At 60.8% G+C, this 17,331-nt stretch carries 20 protein-coding genes and 3 pseudogenes; 10 read left to right on the top strand and 13 right to left on the bottom strand.

All coding sequences use genetic code 11. The features are described from left to right. Positions 1–100: pseudogene (locus ABDZ36_RS01150) on the top strand (IS5/IS1182 family transposase); the annotation flags it as partial. A 301-nt stretch (positions 101–401) separates the two neighbouring features. Here ABDZ36_RS01150 and ABDZ36_RS01155 read toward each other — a convergent pair. Next, positions 402–1,478 (bottom strand): ISH3 family transposase, encoded by a 1,077-nt coding sequence (locus ABDZ36_RS01155; protein ID WP_211313343.1) that lies wholly within the window; start codon positions 1,476–1,478, stop codon positions 402–404. 197 nt (positions 1,479–1,675) lie between these two features. Between ABDZ36_RS01155 and ABDZ36_RS01160 the strand changes: the two genes are divergently transcribed. From ABDZ36_RS01160 to ABDZ36_RS01175, 4 genes and pseudogenes are all read left to right on the top strand, one after another. Then, positions 1,676–2,227 (top strand): DUF7342 family protein, encoded by a 552-nt coding sequence (locus ABDZ36_RS01160; RefSeq protein WP_211313344.1) that lies wholly within the window; start codon positions 1,676–1,678, stop codon positions 2,225–2,227. 17 nt (positions 2,228–2,244) lie between these two features. Beyond that, positions 2,245–2,732 (top strand): annotated as a pseudogene (locus ABDZ36_RS01165) (hypothetical protein). A 541-nt stretch (positions 2,733–3,273) separates the two neighbouring features. Further along, on the top strand, positions 3,274–4,473 hold the full coding sequence (locus ABDZ36_RS01170) for an orc1/cdc6 family replication initiation protein (protein WP_211313345.1): 1,200 nt from the start codon (positions 3,274–3,276) through the stop codon (positions 4,471–4,473). 239 nt (positions 4,474–4,712) lie between these two features. Continuing rightward, a complete protein-coding gene (locus ABDZ36_RS01175) occupies positions 4,713–5,882 on the top strand; it encodes a competence protein CoiA family protein (protein ID WP_211313346.1) in 1,170 nt (389 codons plus the stop codon). A gap of 253 nt (positions 5,883–6,135) precedes the next feature. Here ABDZ36_RS01175 and ABDZ36_RS01180 read toward each other — a convergent pair whose 3' ends face one another. Beyond that, complete coding sequence (locus ABDZ36_RS01180; protein ID WP_211313347.1) at positions 6,136–7,026, bottom strand: DNA-binding protein; 891 nt, start codon at positions 7,024–7,026, stop codon at positions 6,136–6,138. Positions 7,027–7,630: 604 nt separating this feature from the next. Here ABDZ36_RS01180 and ABDZ36_RS01185 point away from each other — a divergent pair. From ABDZ36_RS01185 to ABDZ36_RS15005, 3 genes are all read left to right on the top strand, one after another. After that, a complete protein-coding gene (locus ABDZ36_RS01185) occupies positions 7,631–7,924 on the top strand; it encodes a ribbon-helix-helix domain-containing protein (protein ID WP_020221905.1) in 294 nt (97 codons plus the stop codon). Continuing rightward, positions 7,914–8,201: a type II toxin-antitoxin system RelE family toxin gene (locus ABDZ36_RS01190; protein ID WP_021780587.1), complete on the top strand. Its 288-nt coding sequence runs from the start codon at positions 7,914–7,916 to the stop codon at positions 8,199–8,201. Before ABDZ36_RS01185 ends, ABDZ36_RS01190 begins: the two co-directional genes overlap by 11 nt. 303 nt (positions 8,202–8,504) lie before the next feature. After that, complete coding sequence (locus ABDZ36_RS15005) at positions 8,505–8,750, top strand: DUF7342 family protein (RefSeq protein WP_020221907.1); 246 nt, start codon at positions 8,505–8,507, stop codon at positions 8,748–8,750. On the opposite strand, the pseudogene ABDZ36_RS01200 reads toward ABDZ36_RS15005, so the two are convergent. From ABDZ36_RS01200 to ABDZ36_RS01225, 7 genes and pseudogenes are all read right to left on the bottom strand, one after another. Next, positions 8,686–8,883: pseudogene (locus tag ABDZ36_RS01200) on the bottom strand (PIN domain-containing protein); the annotation flags it as partial. The gene ABDZ36_RS15005 and the pseudogene ABDZ36_RS01200 sit on opposite strands and share 65 nt — an antisense overlap. After that, positions 8,880–9,563: a DUF7437 domain-containing protein gene (locus ABDZ36_RS01205; protein ID WP_020221908.1), complete on the bottom strand. Its 684-nt coding sequence runs from the start codon at positions 9,561–9,563 to the stop codon at positions 8,880–8,882. The pseudogene ABDZ36_RS01200 and the gene ABDZ36_RS01205, both read right to left, overlap by 4 nt. 123 nt (positions 9,564–9,686) lie before the next feature. Then, positions 9,687–9,989, bottom strand: a complete 303-nt coding sequence (locus ABDZ36_RS01210) for a hypothetical protein (protein WP_020221909.1) — start codon at positions 9,987–9,989, stop codon at positions 9,687–9,689. Positions 9,990–10,093: 104 nt separating this feature from the next. Next, a complete protein-coding gene (locus tag ABDZ36_RS15010) occupies positions 10,094–10,198 on the bottom strand; it encodes a hypothetical protein (protein ID WP_020221910.1) in 105 nt (34 codons plus the stop codon). Between the two features lie 32 nt (positions 10,199–10,230). Further along, positions 10,231–10,731, bottom strand: a complete 501-nt coding sequence (locus ABDZ36_RS01215) for a PIN domain-containing protein (protein WP_211313348.1) — start codon at positions 10,729–10,731, stop codon at positions 10,231–10,233. Continuing rightward, entirely contained in the window at positions 10,728–11,324 is a 597-nt protein-coding gene (locus tag ABDZ36_RS01220) for a DUF7437 domain-containing protein (RefSeq protein WP_211313349.1), read from the bottom strand. The genes ABDZ36_RS01215 and ABDZ36_RS01220 overlap by 4 nt, the downstream gene beginning before the upstream one ends. 81 nt (positions 11,325–11,405) lie before the next feature. After that, on the bottom strand, positions 11,406–11,693 hold the full coding sequence (locus ABDZ36_RS01225) for a DUF8069 family protein (protein WP_343749161.1): 288 nt from the start codon (positions 11,691–11,693) through the stop codon (positions 11,406–11,408). 198 nt (positions 11,694–11,891) lie between these two features. On the opposite strand from ABDZ36_RS01225, the gene ABDZ36_RS01230 reads away from it, so the two are divergent. Together ABDZ36_RS01230 and ABDZ36_RS01235 are read left to right on the top strand one after the other, a co-directional pair. After that, positions 11,892–12,191, top strand: a complete 300-nt coding sequence (locus ABDZ36_RS01230; RefSeq protein ID WP_343749162.1) for a hypothetical protein — start codon at positions 11,892–11,894, stop codon at positions 12,189–12,191. A 379-nt stretch (positions 12,192–12,570) separates the two neighbouring features. After that, entirely contained in the window at positions 12,571–13,524 is a 954-nt protein-coding gene (locus tag ABDZ36_RS01235) for a transcription initiation factor IIB (RefSeq protein ID WP_343749163.1), read from the top strand. A 117-nt stretch (positions 13,525–13,641) separates the two neighbouring features. On the opposite strand, the gene ABDZ36_RS01240 is transcribed toward ABDZ36_RS01235, so the two are convergent. From ABDZ36_RS01240 to ABDZ36_RS01255, 4 genes are all read right to left on the bottom strand, one after another. Then, positions 13,642–14,517, bottom strand: coding sequence for a DUF7964 domain-containing protein (locus ABDZ36_RS01240; protein ID WP_343749164.1), 876 nt, complete (start codon positions 14,515–14,517; stop codon positions 13,642–13,644). After that, on the bottom strand, positions 14,514–15,485 hold the full coding sequence (locus ABDZ36_RS01245; RefSeq protein WP_343749165.1) for a DUF7983 family protein: 972 nt from the start codon (positions 15,483–15,485) through the stop codon (positions 14,514–14,516). The genes ABDZ36_RS01240 and ABDZ36_RS01245 overlap by 4 nt, the downstream gene beginning before the upstream one ends. 125 nt (positions 15,486–15,610) lie before the next feature. Next, the gene (locus tag ABDZ36_RS01250; protein ID WP_211313743.1) at positions 15,611–15,871 is read right to left on the bottom strand and encodes a hypothetical protein; all 261 of its coding nucleotides are present in this window, start codon (positions 15,869–15,871) and stop codon (positions 15,611–15,613) included. Between the two features lie 120 nt (positions 15,872–15,991). Then, positions 15,992–17,251: an SLC13 family permease gene (locus tag ABDZ36_RS01255; protein ID WP_343749166.1), complete on the bottom strand. Its 1,260-nt coding sequence runs from the start codon at positions 17,249–17,251 to the stop codon at positions 15,992–15,994. Between the last annotated feature and the right edge of the window lie 80 nt (positions 17,252–17,331).

Here is a 17,331-nt window from a genome sequence, read left to right on the forward strand (position 1 = left end):
GTACGGCTCCGCCGTCCGAGCGCGAGCGTGGTATCGCCAGTTTCGTGAAATTGTGCTCGCCGCCGCAGTCTACAACGTCGAACAAGCCGTGAAACAGTGAATCCCGTCGCCCTCTGCGGATTCAATGAAGCCGTCGCAGATGCATTCATTGCGAGCGCTATCGCTTCGAACATCCCAGCAGCTGCCTGACGACCCGACCAGTCCCACGAATCGAAATATCAGTCGATCACATCGGCAGCCGGATAATCTCGACCTCTAAGCGCCGAATCTCTGCGAACTGTGATCAGATCATCTCGAACAGCTGGTGTTGGTGATTTTCCGCACTGGACAGTCGCTGTCGGCGGCGATCCGCCGCCGACGCGACAGTGTTTCCACTCACGAGATGCCCTAAACGGGGCGGCTTATCGGAAGAACCGTCCGTCCAGTGGTTGGTTCGCTGGGACAGCCCTGCGGACTCCGAGGGCTGTCCAAGCAGCGCGAACCACCATCTCACAGAACTCTCTGAACGACCATACCCAGAGGCGGCGCCCCCCACGGCGGGGCGCCGCCACGTACATCCAGTGAAGACACCGCCAGACGTTCTGGAGCAGCAGACTCACAACAAACAACAGGAGTCGAAGTCCAGCGTCCCGCGAACTCGTGAGTGCAAGGCTCTGCTTGGCTAATCGGTAGCTCGCTTCGATGCCGAAGCGCTTGCTGTAGTGGATTCGTGCATCGCGTGGTGTCTCGATAAACGGCGCGTCAGCGGCGTAGCCGTGACGCGCCACCCCGTGTTCGTCGTACTCGCGGCTCCAGCCTCTGTCGAGTTCCTCTTGAATCGCTTCCCCCCACTTGACGATCGGCATCACGTAGGCATAGTTGTGCGCGTACAGTAGTCCGAGGCAGGTACTATTGTAGAATCCCCGATCGAGGTAGACGGCCTTGATGTCGAGGTCAAGGCCGTCGAGGAGTTCAAGTAACTCAGCGAGCACATCGCTGGTGGTGTCGCCAGAGACGAGCTGGCGAACCGCCAGCGTGTACCGCTTGTTGCGTACCCGAGCGTAGAGCGTCGCATACGCGTGAAACGTCGTTGTTCCCCGTTTCGCCTGCGAGGAATACAGCGCTTCTGTCTCGTCTTCGTCACCGTAGTAGAGATCGAGGTGGAGGTCTGCGCAGACCTCCACCGGTCGATCCGGAAGTGTCTCAAGCGCATCTCGTTGCAAGAGAGTGTCACCAACCGCCTCAACCGAATCAAGCTCGAACTGATCGGTGAGATATCCCCGGACGGTGTTGGCATGCGGTGAGCCGTCGGTCGTTTCGTAGACATGGTTGATCGAGGTCCCGCCGACGCTGGCGCCGGCGAGGACCTCGTATAGTTTCTCTGTGGTGACTTCGACGCTCTCGCCGAGATCTATTGCAAGTTCCTCGTCAAGGCTGTTGACGACAAAATTAAGCAGGTGCTTTTCCTCTATCTCGCTGTCTGCTTCGGTAGGCTTCACACCACATCCAAGCAGACATTTCCTCTAACCCGATGTGATCGACTGAATATCGGTCGTACATCGGTTGGCTCATAAGTTCTGTCGGTATCGCATTCCAACGTCTGGGCGCCTTCGTTCGCAAGATACTCTTGATTATGCGAGATAGTACAAACATATATGAGATCGAGGTGCGAACACTGCCCCAAGAGGTGCCAAGTATGTCCGAATCCTCGCGAGATGGGGTCCAGTCGTGGACTGAGTCGATGAGCGCCCGTGACCGTATTCGAGCGGTCGCCGAGACGCTCCGCGAACCACGGTCGGTCAACTGGATCAGCGAGCAGGCCGACGCTGCCTGGAGTACGACCAACGAGGAACTCCAGGATCTCGTCGATCAGGGGCAACTGCGTCGCGTCGAGGCCGGTGAGACGACGCGCTACCAGCCGGACTACACGCGCCTGCTCTTCGAGGAAATCCGGACGCTCATCGAAGAGAACACGCGCGAGGAGCTTCGCAACGAACTGGCCGCGATCACCGAGGAGATCGAGGCGTGGCAGGCGACCTACGACGTCGAAACGTGGGAAGAACTCGAACAGTCGCTCGCCGACGGCGACCTCGCAAGTGCTGACCTCCGCGAGCGCCGCGACGTTATCGCGTTCTGGCGTGAAAACGAGGAGGATCGCCGCCTCATCAAGCACGCACTGGAACTCTACTCCGACGTCGAAGCCGCCCGCGAACAGATGACGGACGTGGCCGACCGCGCCACGAGCTAATCCTCCCCTCTCGCAAAATGATCTTTCTCGCCGGTCGCGATCGCTACACACAGCGGACTCTTCTCCGCGACGTTCACGACCGACTGACGAACCAGCCAGGGTGTGAGGATGTCCGCTATCGCCCGTCTCGACGCCGACCCGGTACGTTATCGCGGATGCCGATCCAACGACGTTCCTGAATGACTCCTACGACGCGGCGACAGCACGATTCGAGGTTCGCTTCTGGTACCCCGCCGGCGTCGACCATGAATACTACCGCATCAACTGGGTCGAACCGGACCGGAATCTGATGCTCGGCTTCCACCAGGACGCCGACCATCCAGACCTTGGGCCCTGTCACATCCAACTCAATCACGAAGACACGCCCGTCGACCGGCATAGCGCGTCGTTTCTCGATGCGCATCCACTCGCCGTCCTCGATGACCGACTACAGCAACTTCCGGCGGCGGTAGAGGCGATTCGCTGGGAGAATGGAGCGCCCTCGCTCCCTACCTGGCCCATCTAGGCAGCGAGTTCATCGAGCGTCTGGTGATGCGTCACGACGCCAAGAATGTTCGGACAGAGAAGTGAAGGTGAACAGAGTAGGTGTCGAGTGTTACGGTGGGGGGAGGGGGACAGTAGATGTCGAGTGTTAGCCGACCGGAGACACCCGGGAGTCGGTGGTGTGAGGAGGGGTGGGAGAGTAGATGTCGAGTGTTAGCCGACCGGAGACGCCCGGGAGTCGGTGGTGTGAGGAGGGGTGAGAGAGTAGATGTCGAGTGTTAGCGCCGGCGAGAGGAGGCGGAGATGAGGAGAGTGGCGACGTACTGAGTCCGCTTCGCTGACGGCCTCCTCTCTTTCTTCTTCTAGCTTCTAGACTAGCTAGTAAGTAGTAGTGTATAGATTATATCTTTCGGTTTCGGCAAAGCGCTTGATTCTGAGTTCACACGCCATCTTCGTCGTGGTTACACTCGACACCACCTCTATCTCTACCACTTAAAGAACCCTATCACTCGACGCACTCGACACGTGGTTTTAAGTCCTTCCAGTTGGTTGATGTCGCCAATATGGGGATCTTCGACGGCGCGACCGACGGCATCTACCGCGACAAAGACGTCCTGGACGAAGACTACCAACCCGACCAAGTCCTCGAACGCGAAGACGAGATCGCCGACTATCGCGACGCCCTCCTCGACGTCCTCTTCGGCCGCACCCCCGACAACATCTTCCTCTACGGCAAAGCCGGCGTCGGCAAAACAGCTGTCACCAACTTCGTCCTCGGCGAACTCCGAGCGGAAGTCGAAACCCGCGACACCGCCGACCCCATCCACATCTCCCGCGTCAACTGCGACAGCGAAACCACCTACAGCGTCATCCGGGAACTCGCGAACGGACTCCTCCCCGCAACCCACTCCCCCTACGCCGCAAAAGGCTACTCCACCAGCGACCTCTTCGACGAACTCTACGAGCAGATGGAGCGCGTCGGCGGCACCCACCTCATCGTCCTCGACGAAGTCGACCATCTCTCTGACCCCGACGCACTCCTCTACCAGCTCCCTCGCGCACGCGCAAACGGCTACCTCAACGATGCTCGTGTCGGCATCATCGGCATCTCGAACAACTACACCTTCCGCAACACCCTCTCCTCGAAAGTCAAATCGACCCTCATGGAGACCGAAATCTCCTTCTCGACGTACGACGCCGACGAACTCGTCTCCATCCTTGAACACCGCGCCGACCTCGCCTTCCAACCCGGCGTCTGCGAGGACTCCGCGATAACACTCTGCGCCGCGTACGCCGCGAAAGACGACGGCTCCGCCCGCCAAGCAATCGATCTGCTACGCGCCGCCGCAGACGCCGCCTGGAAAGCTGACGACCCCACCATCACCGACGCCCACGTCAAGGATGTCCGCGATGACGTCGACCGCGGCCAACTCCACGACAAGATCAGCGACCAGACAACGAACGCACAGCGCGTCCTCGAAGCCGCCGCACGACTCCAGAACAAACACGGCGAGCCCGCACGCACACGCGAAATCCAGGAGTCCTACCAGCAGCTCGCGCGCTCCTACGGCGACCCTGACCCGAGCACGTCACTCAAGTTCGCACAGCGCCATCTTGACGACCTCGAAATGCTCGGATTCGTCATTAAGAGCGAAGAGAACCGCGGCAAGGGCGGTGGCCGCAGCTATATTTGGGAAGTCGATATGGACCTCGAAACGGTCATCGATGTCCGCGAAGACATTGAGCAGACAAACGCCGCGTAATCGGAATCTCTGACCCCCACGAGAGATGAGGTCAACAGCCGAGAGCCGGCGACAACGGTGTCGTGGAAGCGGGCGAAAGAAGCGGCGCAAAACGAGTTAGAGTCACGCAACTGGGACCCATGTCAGGACTACGATGTCCAGACTCCCACATCTGAGATAAAGGTCTCCCTCACACGCGAGGCGTGCGACGGACGCCTGTACAGGGGAACTTTACCCGTGCGCAGTTCCGAGTAGTCGATATGCCGTTCGTTGCTGAGTCCGCCGACAACGGCCCTATTGCGCCACCGGAGGCCGAAGCCGGCGAGACGTACACGTGTCCCGAGTGCGATGGCGACCTCGGTGTTCGGTCCTCCCACCCCCGAGGCAACATCTTCGTCTCCCGCCATTTCTACCATCTCGGGGGAGACGGCGGGTCGTGTGGCGGAGAGTCCGACCAGCACCGGCGCATGAAGGCCGTCGCGTACTCGAAAGCGGCTGACCGATGGCCAGACGCGACCGTCTCCTACGAAGAACCCGTCGGCGACCGCCAAGCCGACGTCCTCGTCGAGTTCGTAGAGCGCCACCCGAACTACGGTGACGGCGTCGCTATCGAGTGCCAGTATCGGAACGTCGGGAAGGACTATGACGCGACCAAGCATACGTACGCCGACAACGGCTACTCGACGCTCTGGCTCGAAGAGGAGCACTTCGAGCGGAAGGACGTCGACCTTGACGCCGGTGACTGGCGGCTCGGCTGGCCGCTCGCGACGCCGTCGACTGACGAGTGGACGGGCTACCACGGCGTCGTCCGGTGGCTCCAACAGGATAAGGACGCGCCAGTCGAACTCGAAATCCCGTTTCCTGAAGAGTGCATCGAGGATCTCTTCTCCATAGAGTGGACGCGCGGGCACATCTGGTACAACCGGCGGTATAACGCAGACGAAGGCCGAGTCCACGTCTACGGCCCATCGCCGGCCGACGAAGACGAGCTTCCGGACTGTCCGGAGTGTGAGCGTTATCTCCTCCCGGAGATTGGTGGATTCGAGTGTCCGGATCCATATTGTTCCGGGTGGCTCCCACACCAAGATGTCGACGGTTCAGTGGACAACTACGCGGAGAAGATCGGGATCGCGGAAGAAGAGGGCGAAGACGAGGAGAGCGACACGCACCCAGGACTGATCTGCTCGGTCTGCAAGACCGACTTGAAGCGCCGAGAGGGCGAGTGGCGATGTCCGAACCCCGATTGCACCAATCCACGCGACCGCGGCCGAAAGGAGCAGATACACCAAGACACGACTCGACAGGGGTTCATCCCGACTGTTGACGGCGTCTGCGAGGAGGGTGAGCACCGGATTGAGAGCCAACGGTGTGCGTGCTGTGGGACCTCGACACAGTCACTCGTTGACTGGCACGGCCACACGCTCGGCTAGCCGTGCGGCTCCTATTTGTCAGCCGAGGGTCTTCACCTGAATATTCAGATAGAGCTCGTGTGGGTGTCTGGAAGGCGACGTACCACCGTTTGACCAGTCCATGCGTCCAGTTGACGATGAGCCGATCAAAGCTGGAAGGAAGGTCGTGGCTGCGCGCGCAGCGACCCGTGTGGGAGCGAGCACGGAGCGGAGGGTGGGGTGGCGGGGCTTGGGTCTGGTCCGGCAGACAAAAAGAAAGAGACCGCGGGTCGCCCTACTCCCACCAAGCCTCGCGGTCGGGGAAGAGCATGGTGCTCCAGCCGGTGACTGCAATCGAGACGCGGCCCTGGTACCAGCTCGTGCTTGCACCGCGAATCTGCACGCGCTCACCTTCCTCAACGATCTTCGGATTCGACCGGACCCAGCTGGTAAATTTCGTCTTTCCGCTCTCGTCCTCGATCAGCCCGACTTGCTCAACTGCCGGGTCTGGGGCGTCCCACAGTTGCACGACCGTTCCCTCAACGCTCACCTCGCCTCGATCGACGTCCCCGACGCGATCGATGGGGATGACCTGTCCGGGTGCGGCCTCGAGTTCGTCTTTCACGTCGAGGACGGCACTGGGGATGTCCGCACCGTCGCGCACTGCCTGGGCGAGCCGCCGGCTGATCGCCGCCCGCGACCACCCATCGAGCTCGCCCGCCAACCTGGAGGCTTGCTCGTTCACCGCCCCGAGTTCGTCCTGCGAGAGCTGCTCACGTGGGTCGTGATCGGGACTCAGCGACTGGTCCACGCTGGCTGCCCGCCGCTCGAACTCCCGGTTCCACGCCGCGCTCCGTTCGCTCGCGACGTCGCGCGCCCGCTCGGCACGCCCCTCCTGCTCGCCCAACTCCGCCTGGGCGCTGATCCGCTCAAGTTCTGCCTCACGCGCCTTGATGCGTTCCTCCTGTGCAAGCGTCACACCGGGAATCCGCTCTTGGTTCGCGTCCGCGATTCCGTCCGGGTGGTTCGCATCCACCTTTGCCTGCGTCTCCTCTTTGACCGTGGCCTGGAACACCGGCGTCTCCGCAACCACCGTGAAGCCGTCCTCGTCGACCGTCTCGCGCTCGCCGTCGCCAAACTGTTCATCAACCGAAACAACCTTCTGACTCGCGTTCTGACTCGACATTGCAGTATTACCTGAAGGCGCTCACGCGCTGACGCCCGCGATGATCCAACATCGCGGGGGCCTCGGCACAACGACCGATAGTGACGTCTCTGCGCTCTCGCTCGCGCCTTCGCCTCGCCCCCCATGGGGACGAGCGAGAGCGCTCGACACAGCGGCACGTATCCAGCCGCGCGCGGCGACCCGCCGGGAGCGAGCGGCCAGCGCATTCCCCGTTCGCCGCGACGCAACCCCGTCCGTCGCGGGCGGCCTAGCCGCGGTCCCCCGGACCCGAACGGGTGAAGCGCTGGCGTCGAGACCATATCCATTTTAGCCCGGACCGGGCGCGGGCGGTGCGGAGAGCGCCCGCACGCCCGGACTGGTCGGTCGCGAGCGACGCGAACGGTGAACCCCGTGAACCGTGAGCAGGCGACCGGCGGCACGCGCCGAGCGCGGCGAACCGTCGCGTCACACCGGTCAACCGAGTGTGCCCCTAATCGGCGTATTGCCGTTGTGAGTCTGGTACGAACCGGACAGCACACTCAGAAACGAGTCCGCCAGCGTCTGACGGGCTAGACTCTCGTGGGGAATGTTTATCTGATATACGGACGTAAAGCATTAGTATATCATGTCTGATGCCGAACGCTCAACGGGGGATGGGCCGGAGACTGTCCAGGTCAATCTCCGACTCACGCAAGCGTTCCTGGATGATATCGACACGACGTGGGAAGAACAAGGCTTCAACTCACGAAGTGAATTCCTCCGCTATGCAGCGCGAGACGCGGTCAAGCACCCGGAGTTCTCGCGTGAGGGCTGGAAGCAGATTGCCGCAAGCGAACACGAACTTCGGACTGGGGACGAGGAGCTTGTGTCTCGTGAGGACGTGCTGGCGATGATGGACGACGGTACGGATGGGGAGTAAGGATGACGAGTGGACGTGGAAGTTCACACCACGTGCTGCCACGCAGTTCGACAATCTGGAACACCACGTTCAGGATCGGATTGTTTCAAAGCTCGACGAGATTGTCGACGACCCATGGCGGGATCCGGACGACTATCTTGAACCACTGACTGGTGGCCCGTTCGAGAAGCTTCGCGTCGGGCAGTATCGACTTGCGTGTGTCCTTGACCGGGACGCGCTCGTCCTCGAAGTTCACCGAATCGAACACCGGAGCGGAGCCTACACAGCTGACGACTGACTGACTGACTGACTTTTCTCCTCTACGAGGAAGGCCGACGTCAAGCGCGAATCGAACCACCCAGCCGGGCTTGACACGACGACGCACCCGCCGTCGCGATCCGAGTGCCGCCTCCAGCAGTATTACACCGAGACCGGTGGATCACGGTCTATCAAGGGTGTTTAGACCACTAATTGGAGCGTTCGACACACCACCGTTTCCAGTAAAGGCGGTGAAGAAGCGAGCGCTCCCTACTTCCAACTCTGCCATTCAGCAAGTCGAGCACCCACAAACTACTGTGGGTAGACCGCGTAGTGATGAGTAATGTCGGAGGAAACCCCGCCGGAACTCAACCTCACTGGGGAGTGGGAGACGAGGCTGGAAGGGCGAACGGTGCCGGAGCGCGTCTTCGAGGTTGCGATGGCGTTGACGGCGCCGACGTCGGTCATGGAGATTGCGGAGCGGGCGGACTGCGCGACGGCGGAGGTACGGCCACATCTCGAGTGGCTCGTCGAACGCGGTCTCGATTCGGCCCACCGAGCTCACCGACAACACGTTGCGGGAGTTTGAGGACGACGCTCGCACGCCGGACTGCGCGTCGAAACCGCTGATACTGTGGATTTGAGGGATGCCCGATTGCGAAGAAGATATTCGCGTCGACGAGGACGTCTTGGTCGGGTGCGAGTGGCGAGTCTGCACTCATCCGTCGTCCGGTGGGGACGGTGTCGTCTCCCGCTCGTCAAGATCGGGAAGCTCCATCGCGTCGTGGACGTCGGGGAAGAGATACTCGAAATAGGGGTCGTGGTCTCGGCCGACGGCAAGGGCAGGGACGAGTGCGTAGCTGATCATCATCGCTTCTGTCTCGCGAACGTCGATGTCGTCGGCGACCATCCGTTGGGTAGTCTGTCCCGCGAAGTGGAGGCCGGCACCACGGAGTGCGGCGACGAGTTTCCCGATGCCGTAGCGGTCGAGGAAGTACGCGACGTCCGCATCGATCTCTTGGAGGGCGAACGCGTGGAGGACGGTCGGCGTAATGACGATCGGTGCGTGTTCGTCGACGACAGCAATCGGTTCGGCCGTCAGTTGCTGCGGCCGTGTTGAGTCGTCCCGCGTGATGAGACCGAGGTTGACGAGCTGGTCGATGTATTCGTAGGCCGTCGATTTCGAGAGGTCGAGGTCGTCTTGGACATCGGGTGGTGTCGTCGGCCCCCAGTAGCAGACGTAAACGTAGACACGCGTGAGCGCTGGGTGATTGAGGAGTTCGACGACAGTCTCAAGCCCCGGTGTGTTCTCGGCGAGACGCTTGGGGGTGAGTGCGTCGCTAGAGGGCGTATCTGCACCACCAGTTGACCGGGCTGTGTCGTTCGGTGGCTCTTCAGGCATACGACGACGTTCGAAGTCGATAGGCCTCAGACTATTGGTCGAAGTCTTTCGAATACCGCTGTGCGCATCTGCGTACCATCCCGACGGTTGGGATCTGCCTAACGTCTCGTGTTGAGAAACGCCTCAAACGTCGGCGACGTCGTTGATGTAGCCCTGATCGAGTTGCTCTTTCAGGATGCGGTAGTTCGCGGCTTCCTCGGCACCGACAAGTGACTCGAGTTGGTCGTAGGTAATCTCGTCGTCGTAGTAGGCAGCGGCGATCTCGTGGCTGAGTGCGTCGTCGTGCGCTACCTCCTGCAGGTACTCACGGAGTGCAGTGACGACGATCTCGGTACGGTCCTCGCCGAGGATGTCGGCGAGTGCGTCCGCTCGGTCGATGAGCCGGCCAGGGGCGCGGAATTGGATGCGTTTCTTCTCACCGCTCATGGTGTGTTTGTTGTATACTCCGCTACTTCGTGGTTGTTGCGTGAACGACGTGAGCCACGAACGTCGCGGGTGGCGACTACTGTTCGATCGGGGGTGCTGCCCGCTCACTCGTCTTCGAGGGCGTCGTAGATCTCGGCGTAGCGTTCCTCGTCACTCTCCGCCGCCTGGTAGCGCTCGTAGAGCTTGCGGACTTCATCGTCAATCGCCATCAGGAAACCCCGCTAACACGCCTCCAACGTAGTTAGTCGACGAGATCATTGACGAACCTAAATCCATTTATGTATGTGATTGAGTCGCCGTAGCCTTCGCTGGCGAATATCGTCTCAATGCCTTCTCCGGCATCGTGATCGGTTGTGTAGACGTATGCTTCGTTCGCAGTTCCCTCACTGAAGGCCTGGGCGGCGACGCCGGCGAGTGCGGCATCCGCTCGCTCGATTTCGTCCTCTGGTCGGCTGTCAGCATTCGCGATATACCGCTGAACGCCGTCCATCACACGGGAGACAAGCGGAATCGTATAGTTGAGCGGATCCGCAACACGAACCCAGCCATCGTCGATCGCTGCATCAATCGGTGGTGTTCGATCGGCTGATCGGTTAGCGGTCAGTTCGTCATAGACTCGCTCCGGAAGGACGAACCCGATATCGTTCCGATAGGCGAACGTCCGGACTGCGTGATAGCGGCGGTTCTTGGTGTCGCCAATCGCGACGAAGAGCCCGGTATCGCCGATGTGGATGGCGCTCACGCGTCGTCAAAATCGGTGTCGACACCGTCGATATCGGCGAGTGAGCCACCAGTTGTCTCGATGTCGAAGTGTTCGTGGACAATCGGCCGGAGCGCCTGCAGGATGATTTCCGCGGCGAGCGGTGAGATGTCGAGGTCGCGGGCCATTAGCCGGTGCGACATTTCCCCCCGCTCGCGTTCGACTGTATAGGTGAGTGCGGTCGCGAGCCCGGCGATCCCGTGGCGGTCGATGTAGGTGTCGATGTCGGCGTCGGTTTCGCGTCGGCCGACCGCGTCGATAAGCGCCGGCGTGATTGTGTATTCACGCTCGCCGTCGGCTGTCGTGACGGTGAGCTCGATCTCTCGTGCTGCATATCGGCGCGGTGGTGTCTCGGAGACGACCTGAATGACGCCAGCGTCGACGAGGCGGTCAACATAGCTATACGCGGTTCCCTGTGGGAGGTCGAGGGCCTCAATGAGTTCTTGCGTGGTCGCCTCGCCGTCGCGTGCGAGATATGCGTAGAGTTGCGCCAGGCGCGGCTCCTCGAGGAGGTCCGCGATGGAGAGGAATTCGCGGAGGAGATCACCGTTCGCTTGGTTCGAGGTCCGGGACATTCGATGTACTAGTTATAGATTACAGAGAACCAGTAATAGGTGTTTCGGGACCGGCATCACAGCCTTCGAGCGTCTGCTGACTCATGCGTCTGCCCCGTCGTCGCGACCGGCTTCCCACCCACGGTGGTAGGCGGCGAGTTGGACGACGTCTTCGAAGACGGCGTCCGCTGGCTCATGGATGAGCAGGCGGTCAGTCGGCACTGCCACCACGGTGCCGGCCTCGAGAAGGTCGGCGATCAGTTCGCGAGCGTCTGCCTCGGTGAGGTCGTCTGTTCGTCGTCGGACTTGATCGGCGTCTCTGGCGAGTTGCTTGCGCTCGAAACACTCGGCGTCGTTGCTCGTGTCGGCGTGTCGATCTGGTGCAGTCATCGATGGAACTCGCGACGCGTGGTGTGCGTCGCAGCCCTCGACGGCGCCGACAAACGCGACGGCGGTCACATCCCGCTGGCTCTCAACATCTTAACCAACACCGCCGTCCATTCTCCCGGAAGCGTTGGTTAAGAGTGGGCGACCAGGGCGGTCTTGGTGCGAGGTATACTTCACACGCGATTCCGTATGGTCGATCGAATGGCAGATGATGACCCGGTCGTCCACTGCGAACTCGCCGACGACGTAGATCTCCGCGCGGGACTGGAGGCCGCGTACATCGAACATCTGGAGGTGGATGCCGAACGGACGATCATCATCTACCAGAGTGCGATTCTGATGGTCGTCGCGACCGACGGCGACGCGGCGGCGGCCCATGCGTTCGATGTCGAACTCTGGGAACCCCCAATCTACACTCACGATTTGGGCCCGGACGAGGTTCTTGCGGAGTTCGTTGAGGACTTCACTACTGCGCTCCCGACGACACGCCAACCGGAGTGACACCTGCTCCATCACCACACACTACGGCATTCGACAGTAGTCCCCCTCACAACTCCCCATAGATACGTCCCTTCACGGCTCCTTTTTCCCGGGAACACTCCAAACGACCCCATTTCGATTCCCCCTCATCTGGCCTCCCGAGTCGGCCACTCCGTACTGTGTCGTGACCGACGACGGCGCGCGCCGAGCGTGCCGGACTCTGGGAACCACTCGATCACAGTCGGAGTCCAGAGGGGGATTCTTGCGGAGTTCATCGAGGAATTCACCACTGCGTTGGTGACGACACGCCAGCCGGAGTGACACTCCGGACTGAATCGATGCTGTCTGCGACTGGCAGTAGGCAAAGACCTATATTTGATTAGAGGGTGTCACAAGGTGAATGGAACGGCCGACTCGGGAACGCAGCGAAGAGCAGGCCGAGCAGGAGCAGACCGGCGACGAGACCCAGCACTGCCCGGAGTGCGATTCGACGAGTATCGTCACGGATCAGGGTGAGCGTATCTGCGAGGACTGCGGGCTCGTTCTCGACGACGACCAGATCGACCGCGGCCCGGAGTGGCGGGCGTTCAACTCCCAGGAGAAAGACCAGAAGAGCCGGGTTGGCGCGCCGACCACGCAGACGATGCACGATAAGGGCCTGACGACCCAGATCGATTGGAAGGACAAAGACGCCTACGGGCGGACGCTCGACTCGAAGAAGCGCAATCGGATGAATCGCCTGCGGAAGTGGCAGGAGCGCATTCGGACGAAGGACGCCGGCGAGCGCAACCTCCAGTTCGCCCTCTCCGAGACCGATCGGATGGCGTCCGCACTCGGCGTTCCCCGGAGTGTTCGCGAGGTTGCATCAGTGCTCTATCGGCGCGCGCTCAAGGAGGACCTCATTCGCGGGCGCTCCATCGAGGGTGTCGCCACCGCCTGCTTGTATGCGGCCTGCCGCAAGGAAGGGATCCCGCGCTCGCTTGAGGAGGTCACGGAGGTTTCGCGGGTCGACCAGAAGGAGATCGGGCGCACGTATCGCTATGTCGCCAAGGAACTCTCTCTCGAGATGGAGCCGACCGACCCCAAGGAGTACGTGCCGCGTTTCGCAAGCGAACTTGATGCCTCTGAGGAAGTCATCGCGAAGGCCAACGAGATCATCGACACCGCCGCCGAGCAGGGTCTCCTCTCGGGGAAGAGTCCTACTGGGTTCGCGGCGGCCGCCATCTACGCCGCGGGCCTCCTCTGCAACGAGAAAAAGACCCAACGAGAGGTCGCCGACGTCGCCAACGTCACCGAGGTCACCATCCGCAATCGCTATCAGGAGCAGATCGAAGCGATGGATCTCGGTGTCTAGCAGTGTTGATGTTTGGGTGACAGCTACAGTCCCATTCTATGCGTTCTGAGACCCCAGTCGCACGTACAAGCGCGCCAATACTGAGGGACCGATGGCGTCATCTGATCGAGGACGTACTCACAGGTGGCTATACCCCGTCCGCTCGAGCCCCTGGTTCAACTCGACGTTCATCGCCTCAACCGTCTGGTCGTCGAAAACCTGTCCGGACGCAGCCGACGCTATCTCGGCGATTTCGGCGTGCCACTCCCGCGCCGCACTCGCGAGGGCTGATAGGAGTGCTTCCTCGGTCTTGTCTCCGCCGTCGACTTCCTCGATGACCTCCCAGCCGCGCGGCGAGTTCTCCAAGAGGTAGCCAACGTCGTCGAACTGAATCATGAACCGCTCGGAGACCGCCCCGAACCCAGTCTCGATGCTCAACAGGACGATGACGTGCGCGACGTCGTCGCGGTCTTCGAGTGCACGCAGGTCGGCGGTCGGGACCGCCGTGTCGGGAAGCCCGAGTTCTTGGAGGCGATCTGGAAGCGGTGATCCGTCCTCGCCAGCGGACGTATACTGGTCGATTTCGTCGCCTTTCTCTTTGACGACCTCGGGCGCTCGGCGGTCGGGATCGTCGACGACCTCTTTGAGGATCGCGTAGAAGCGCCACTCGTCGCCGTAGTCGAAGAGGTAGCAGATGCGGTCGTACTGGTCGAGATCCAGTTGTGCGACCATCTCGCCGACTGTGGTGGCGCCCGCGCTGTCCGTTGTCTCGCCGAACTGCATCGGCTGGCCGCTCGGGAGGTCCTCGTGCTCCGCTGGACACTGGTACTTCACGTCGCTCTCCCAGTAGTCCTCGTCGATACCGAAGAACCAGAGGTGGTCTTGGTTGAGGCCCATCGCGGCGTTGATCGTTGTCTGGAACTCGTCGAGCGTACGGTCAGCGCCGACGACGATGTCACGCCACAGCGACGTCGGGTCGGGGGCGAATTTGACGCGGAACCGGTAGGCCGTCATCCCTGCATCTCCCTCCCCGTGTTGAAGCTCGTGAGTTCGTCGATCCGGTCTTCCAACTCTTCAATCTCCTCTCGGAGCTCGTCGGTCTCGGCCTCATCGCTCGCCGCGAGGCGGTCTTTGAGCCCCTGCAGACGGGATGCTTTCACCTCTTCGTCGACCTCGGCCTTGCGTACGTACTCGCTCTTGTCGACGTCGTAGACCGCCGCCTCAGACAGGCCCGTGACGTCGAGGGCCTCGTCGACCTTCTCGCGATCGACGCTCATGACGCGCTCGCGCTCAATACCGGCGTCTTCCAACACCGCGAGAACGTCCGCGTCGTCTTTGAGCGACCGATTGCGGCGAGCGGTACGCTGAACCGACCCATATTGGCCGTGGACGGGCTGGTCGTGGTGGAGTCGGTTGAGCAGGATATCGGCGACGTCTCGGCGGAAGTCGTTTGCATCCCGCTGAACGTCAGAGAGGAGCGTGTAGAGGTTCACCAATGCGGGCGTCTCCAACTGGCTAAGGTCGGTGACGTCGTGGCGTTCGAGCGCGTCAACGAGCAAGAGTGTATCCGAGTAGACGTCGACCTCGTCTGGTTCGGTGCGCTCACTCGCAGTGGTCTCCGGGTTGCCGTCGGCGAGTTGTGTCTCCGTCGCGGCGTCGACTTCGATTATCACGCCCGCGTCCTCGTCGATCTCGAAGCGGGGGTGCAGGCTCAGTACCGCGGGATATGGATCGGTGTCGGATGGGAGTAGGCTTAGATCGAACTCCCCATCCATGTCCTGAATCCGCTGGTACAGCGTCTCGAACTGGTCGTGCTGAAGGGGTCGTGTCTCCTCTGTGGTACTGAACTGGACGACGACGCGATACTCTTGGACGTCGGTGATGCGGAATCGGTCATGGGACAGCGGTGCGATGAGCTCAGCCCCCTCCTCTAACTTGTCGAGTTCATCGAGGAGCGTATGCCACGTGGCGCTGAAGGGCATACCACTGTGTACGCGTTCTGAGTCTATAACGCTCCGGGGAACGTCGCGTGGAACTCGTGCCCCGGAAGTTGGTTCCCGATCAGAGTTCGAGTTAGTCGCCGAGAACGAAATAGACCTGTGTCTGCCTAGTCGAGGGTTGTTTCGGTGATGCGGAGTGTGCCATTGGCTTCGTAGAGATAGCCACGGTTGAGCAGGCGCTCGACGGCGTACTCGCTATCGCTGTGTTCTGCGGAGAAGGTATCCGCCTCATTGAGGAGGGCATAGGCTTCTTCGTAGGAGAATTCGCTGTGCGGGCCGTCTGCTGCATCCACGAGGATCTCGTAGGCTTCCTGTACCCAGTCGGGGAGTGGTGGTCGTGGATCGGATGGGTTAGAGAAGGGCGTCATTGGAACGTGGCGTTCGTGACTGAGTGTACGACCGGTGCGCTTGTGAACCTTCCCACCCGCTGCCTGAAAATCGGCTAATGCCCCTTTCTCACGGAGTGGGTAGGGGAGGGGATACAGTGTTCACCAAAGGACCGCTGGCCAAACGAAGGTGAACAGAAGCCAAATGAGACCCGTCAGGATGACAGTCATTATGAGATTGAGGATGACGCCGGTGCGCATCATGTGTCTCTGCTTGATATACCCACTCCCATAGACGATTGCGTTCGGCGGTGTCGCAACCGGGAGCGCGAATGCGAAACTGGCGGCGATAGTACCTGAGACTGAGAGGAAGATTGCAGTTTTGAAGTCAGTGAGGCCGAGCGTCGCTGCAAAGACACTCCCCAAACTGAGTAGGATCGGAACGAGGATACTGGTCGTCGCGGTATTCGACGTCATCTCGGTGAGGAAGACGACGAGGAGCACGACGACGGCGATAATAATCACGACCGGCATCCCGGTCAGATCACTAAACACCGTCTCTGCGATCCAGCCGGTCGTTCCCGTGTCTGCAAGCGCTTTGGCGAGTGAGATACCGCCACCGAATAGGAGGAGTGTTCCCCAGTCGATATCCACCAGTTCCTCCCATTCCATCGTATCCGCAAGAACGAGTGCTGGGATCGCCACCATACCGACTATCACGTAGTACAGGAGTCCTTGGTGGCCCTCGAGTCCGAAGATGGTCATTCCGCTACCGCCGAAGAGTGTCGTCATCCAGATGTCCGGGATATACGGGTTCAGGAAGGTTCCGAGACCGCCGAGAACCCAGAGACCGGCGGTAACACCGAAGATGACTGCGACGCGCTTTCCGCGGGGGTCCAGTTCACCTTCTTCCTCAAGATACTGTCGTGCCTGTTCGCGGGCGCCTGAGACGTCCGAGATATTTGGCGGATACAGGACGTAGGTCAGTACGAACCAGACAATTGGTAGTGTGACGATGACAACCGGGAGACCGATCAGCATCCAATCGAGGAATCCGATTTCGTATCCGAGCGTGGCGTTCAGCTGCCCGACGAGGACGGCGTTTGGTGGTGTCCCGATGATGGTGCCGACACCACCAACTGAGGCGGCGTACGCAGTACCGAGGAGCATCGCGATCTGTATATTCGTGAATATGTCGGCACTGCCGACGGCTCCACCATCTGCGAACGCTTCTGAGTCGTCGCTAGACGAACTACCGGTCGATGCGATCTCGTCGCGGTTAAGAACCTGTGAGAGGACTCCAACCGCGATTGGCGTCATCATTGCCGTCGTCGCCGTATTCGAGACCCACATGGAGAGGAATGCAGTGACGAGCATGACCGCGCCGATGAGCCGTCGCGGTGATCCCCCCATTTTCGCCATCGTATAGAGGGGGCTGTGTTGAATCACTAGACGGCGTCGGGGTGGGGCGCTAAATCAAAGGAGTTGAAGCGGAGAGATTC

Source organism: Halarchaeum salinum (genome assembly GCF_039520965.1).
In the GTDB taxonomy this organism is placed as follows: Archaea; Halobacteriota; Halobacteria; order Halobacteriales; family Halobacteriaceae; genus Halarchaeum; species Halarchaeum salinum.

Excerpts from the sequence above, each read along its gene's own strand:
- ABDZ36_RS01210 (WP_020221909.1), bottom strand. The coding sequence starts at position 9,989 with ATGAGCGGTGAGAAGAAACGCATCCAATTCCGCGCCCCTGGCCGGCTC.
- ABDZ36_RS15005 (WP_020221907.1), top strand. The coding sequence starts at position 8,505 with ATGTCGGAGGAAACCCCGCCGGAACTCAACCTCACTGGGGAGTGGGAG.
- ABDZ36_RS01245 (WP_343749165.1), bottom strand. The coding sequence starts at position 15,485 with ATGCCCTTCAGCGCCACGTGGCATACGCTCCTCGATGAACTCGACAAG.
- ABDZ36_RS01175 (WP_211313346.1), top strand. The coding sequence starts at position 4,713 with ATGCCGTTCGTTGCTGAGTCCGCCGACAACGGCCCTATTGCGCCACCG.
- ABDZ36_RS01170 (WP_211313345.1), top strand. The coding sequence starts at position 3,274 with ATGGGGATCTTCGACGGCGCGACCGACGGCATCTACCGCGACAAAGAC.
- ABDZ36_RS01190 (WP_021780587.1), top strand. The coding sequence starts at position 7,914 with ATGGGGAGTAAGGATGACGAGTGGACGTGGAAGTTCACACCACGTGCT.
- ABDZ36_RS15010 (WP_020221910.1), bottom strand. The coding sequence starts at position 10,198 with ATGGCGATTGACGATGAAGTCCGCAAGCTCTACGAGCGCTACCAGGCG.
- ABDZ36_RS01250 (WP_211313743.1), bottom strand. The coding sequence starts at position 15,871 with ATGACGCCCTTCTCTAACCCATCCGATCCACGACCACCACTCCCCGAC.
- ABDZ36_RS01205 (WP_020221908.1), bottom strand. The coding sequence starts at position 9,563 with ATGCCTGAAGAGCCACCGAACGACACAGCCCGGTCAACTGGTGGTGCA.
- ABDZ36_RS01240 (WP_343749164.1), bottom strand. The coding sequence starts at position 14,517 with ATGACGGCCTACCGGTTCCGCGTCAAATTCGCCCCCGACCCGACGTCG.
- ABDZ36_RS01225 (WP_343749161.1), bottom strand. The coding sequence starts at position 11,693 with ATGACTGCACCAGATCGACACGCCGACACGAGCAACGACGCCGAGTGT.
- ABDZ36_RS01180 (WP_211313347.1), bottom strand. The coding sequence starts at position 7,026 with ATGTCGAGTCAGAACGCGAGTCAGAAGGTTGTTTCGGTTGATGAACAG.
- ABDZ36_RS01255 (WP_343749166.1), bottom strand. The coding sequence starts at position 17,251 with ATGGCGAAAATGGGGGGATCACCGCGACGGCTCATCGGCGCGGTCATG.
- ABDZ36_RS01235 (WP_343749163.1), top strand. The coding sequence starts at position 12,571 with ATGGAACGGCCGACTCGGGAACGCAGCGAAGAGCAGGCCGAGCAGGAG.
- ABDZ36_RS01220 (WP_211313349.1), bottom strand. The coding sequence starts at position 11,324 with ATGTCCCGGACCTCGAACCAAGCGAACGGTGATCTCCTCCGCGAATTC.
- ABDZ36_RS01230 (WP_343749162.1), top strand. The coding sequence starts at position 11,892 with ATGGCAGATGATGACCCGGTCGTCCACTGCGAACTCGCCGACGACGTA.
- ABDZ36_RS01185 (WP_020221905.1), top strand. The coding sequence starts at position 7,631 with ATGTCTGATGCCGAACGCTCAACGGGGGATGGGCCGGAGACTGTCCAG.
- ABDZ36_RS01160 (WP_211313344.1), top strand. The coding sequence starts at position 1,676 with ATGTCCGAATCCTCGCGAGATGGGGTCCAGTCGTGGACTGAGTCGATG.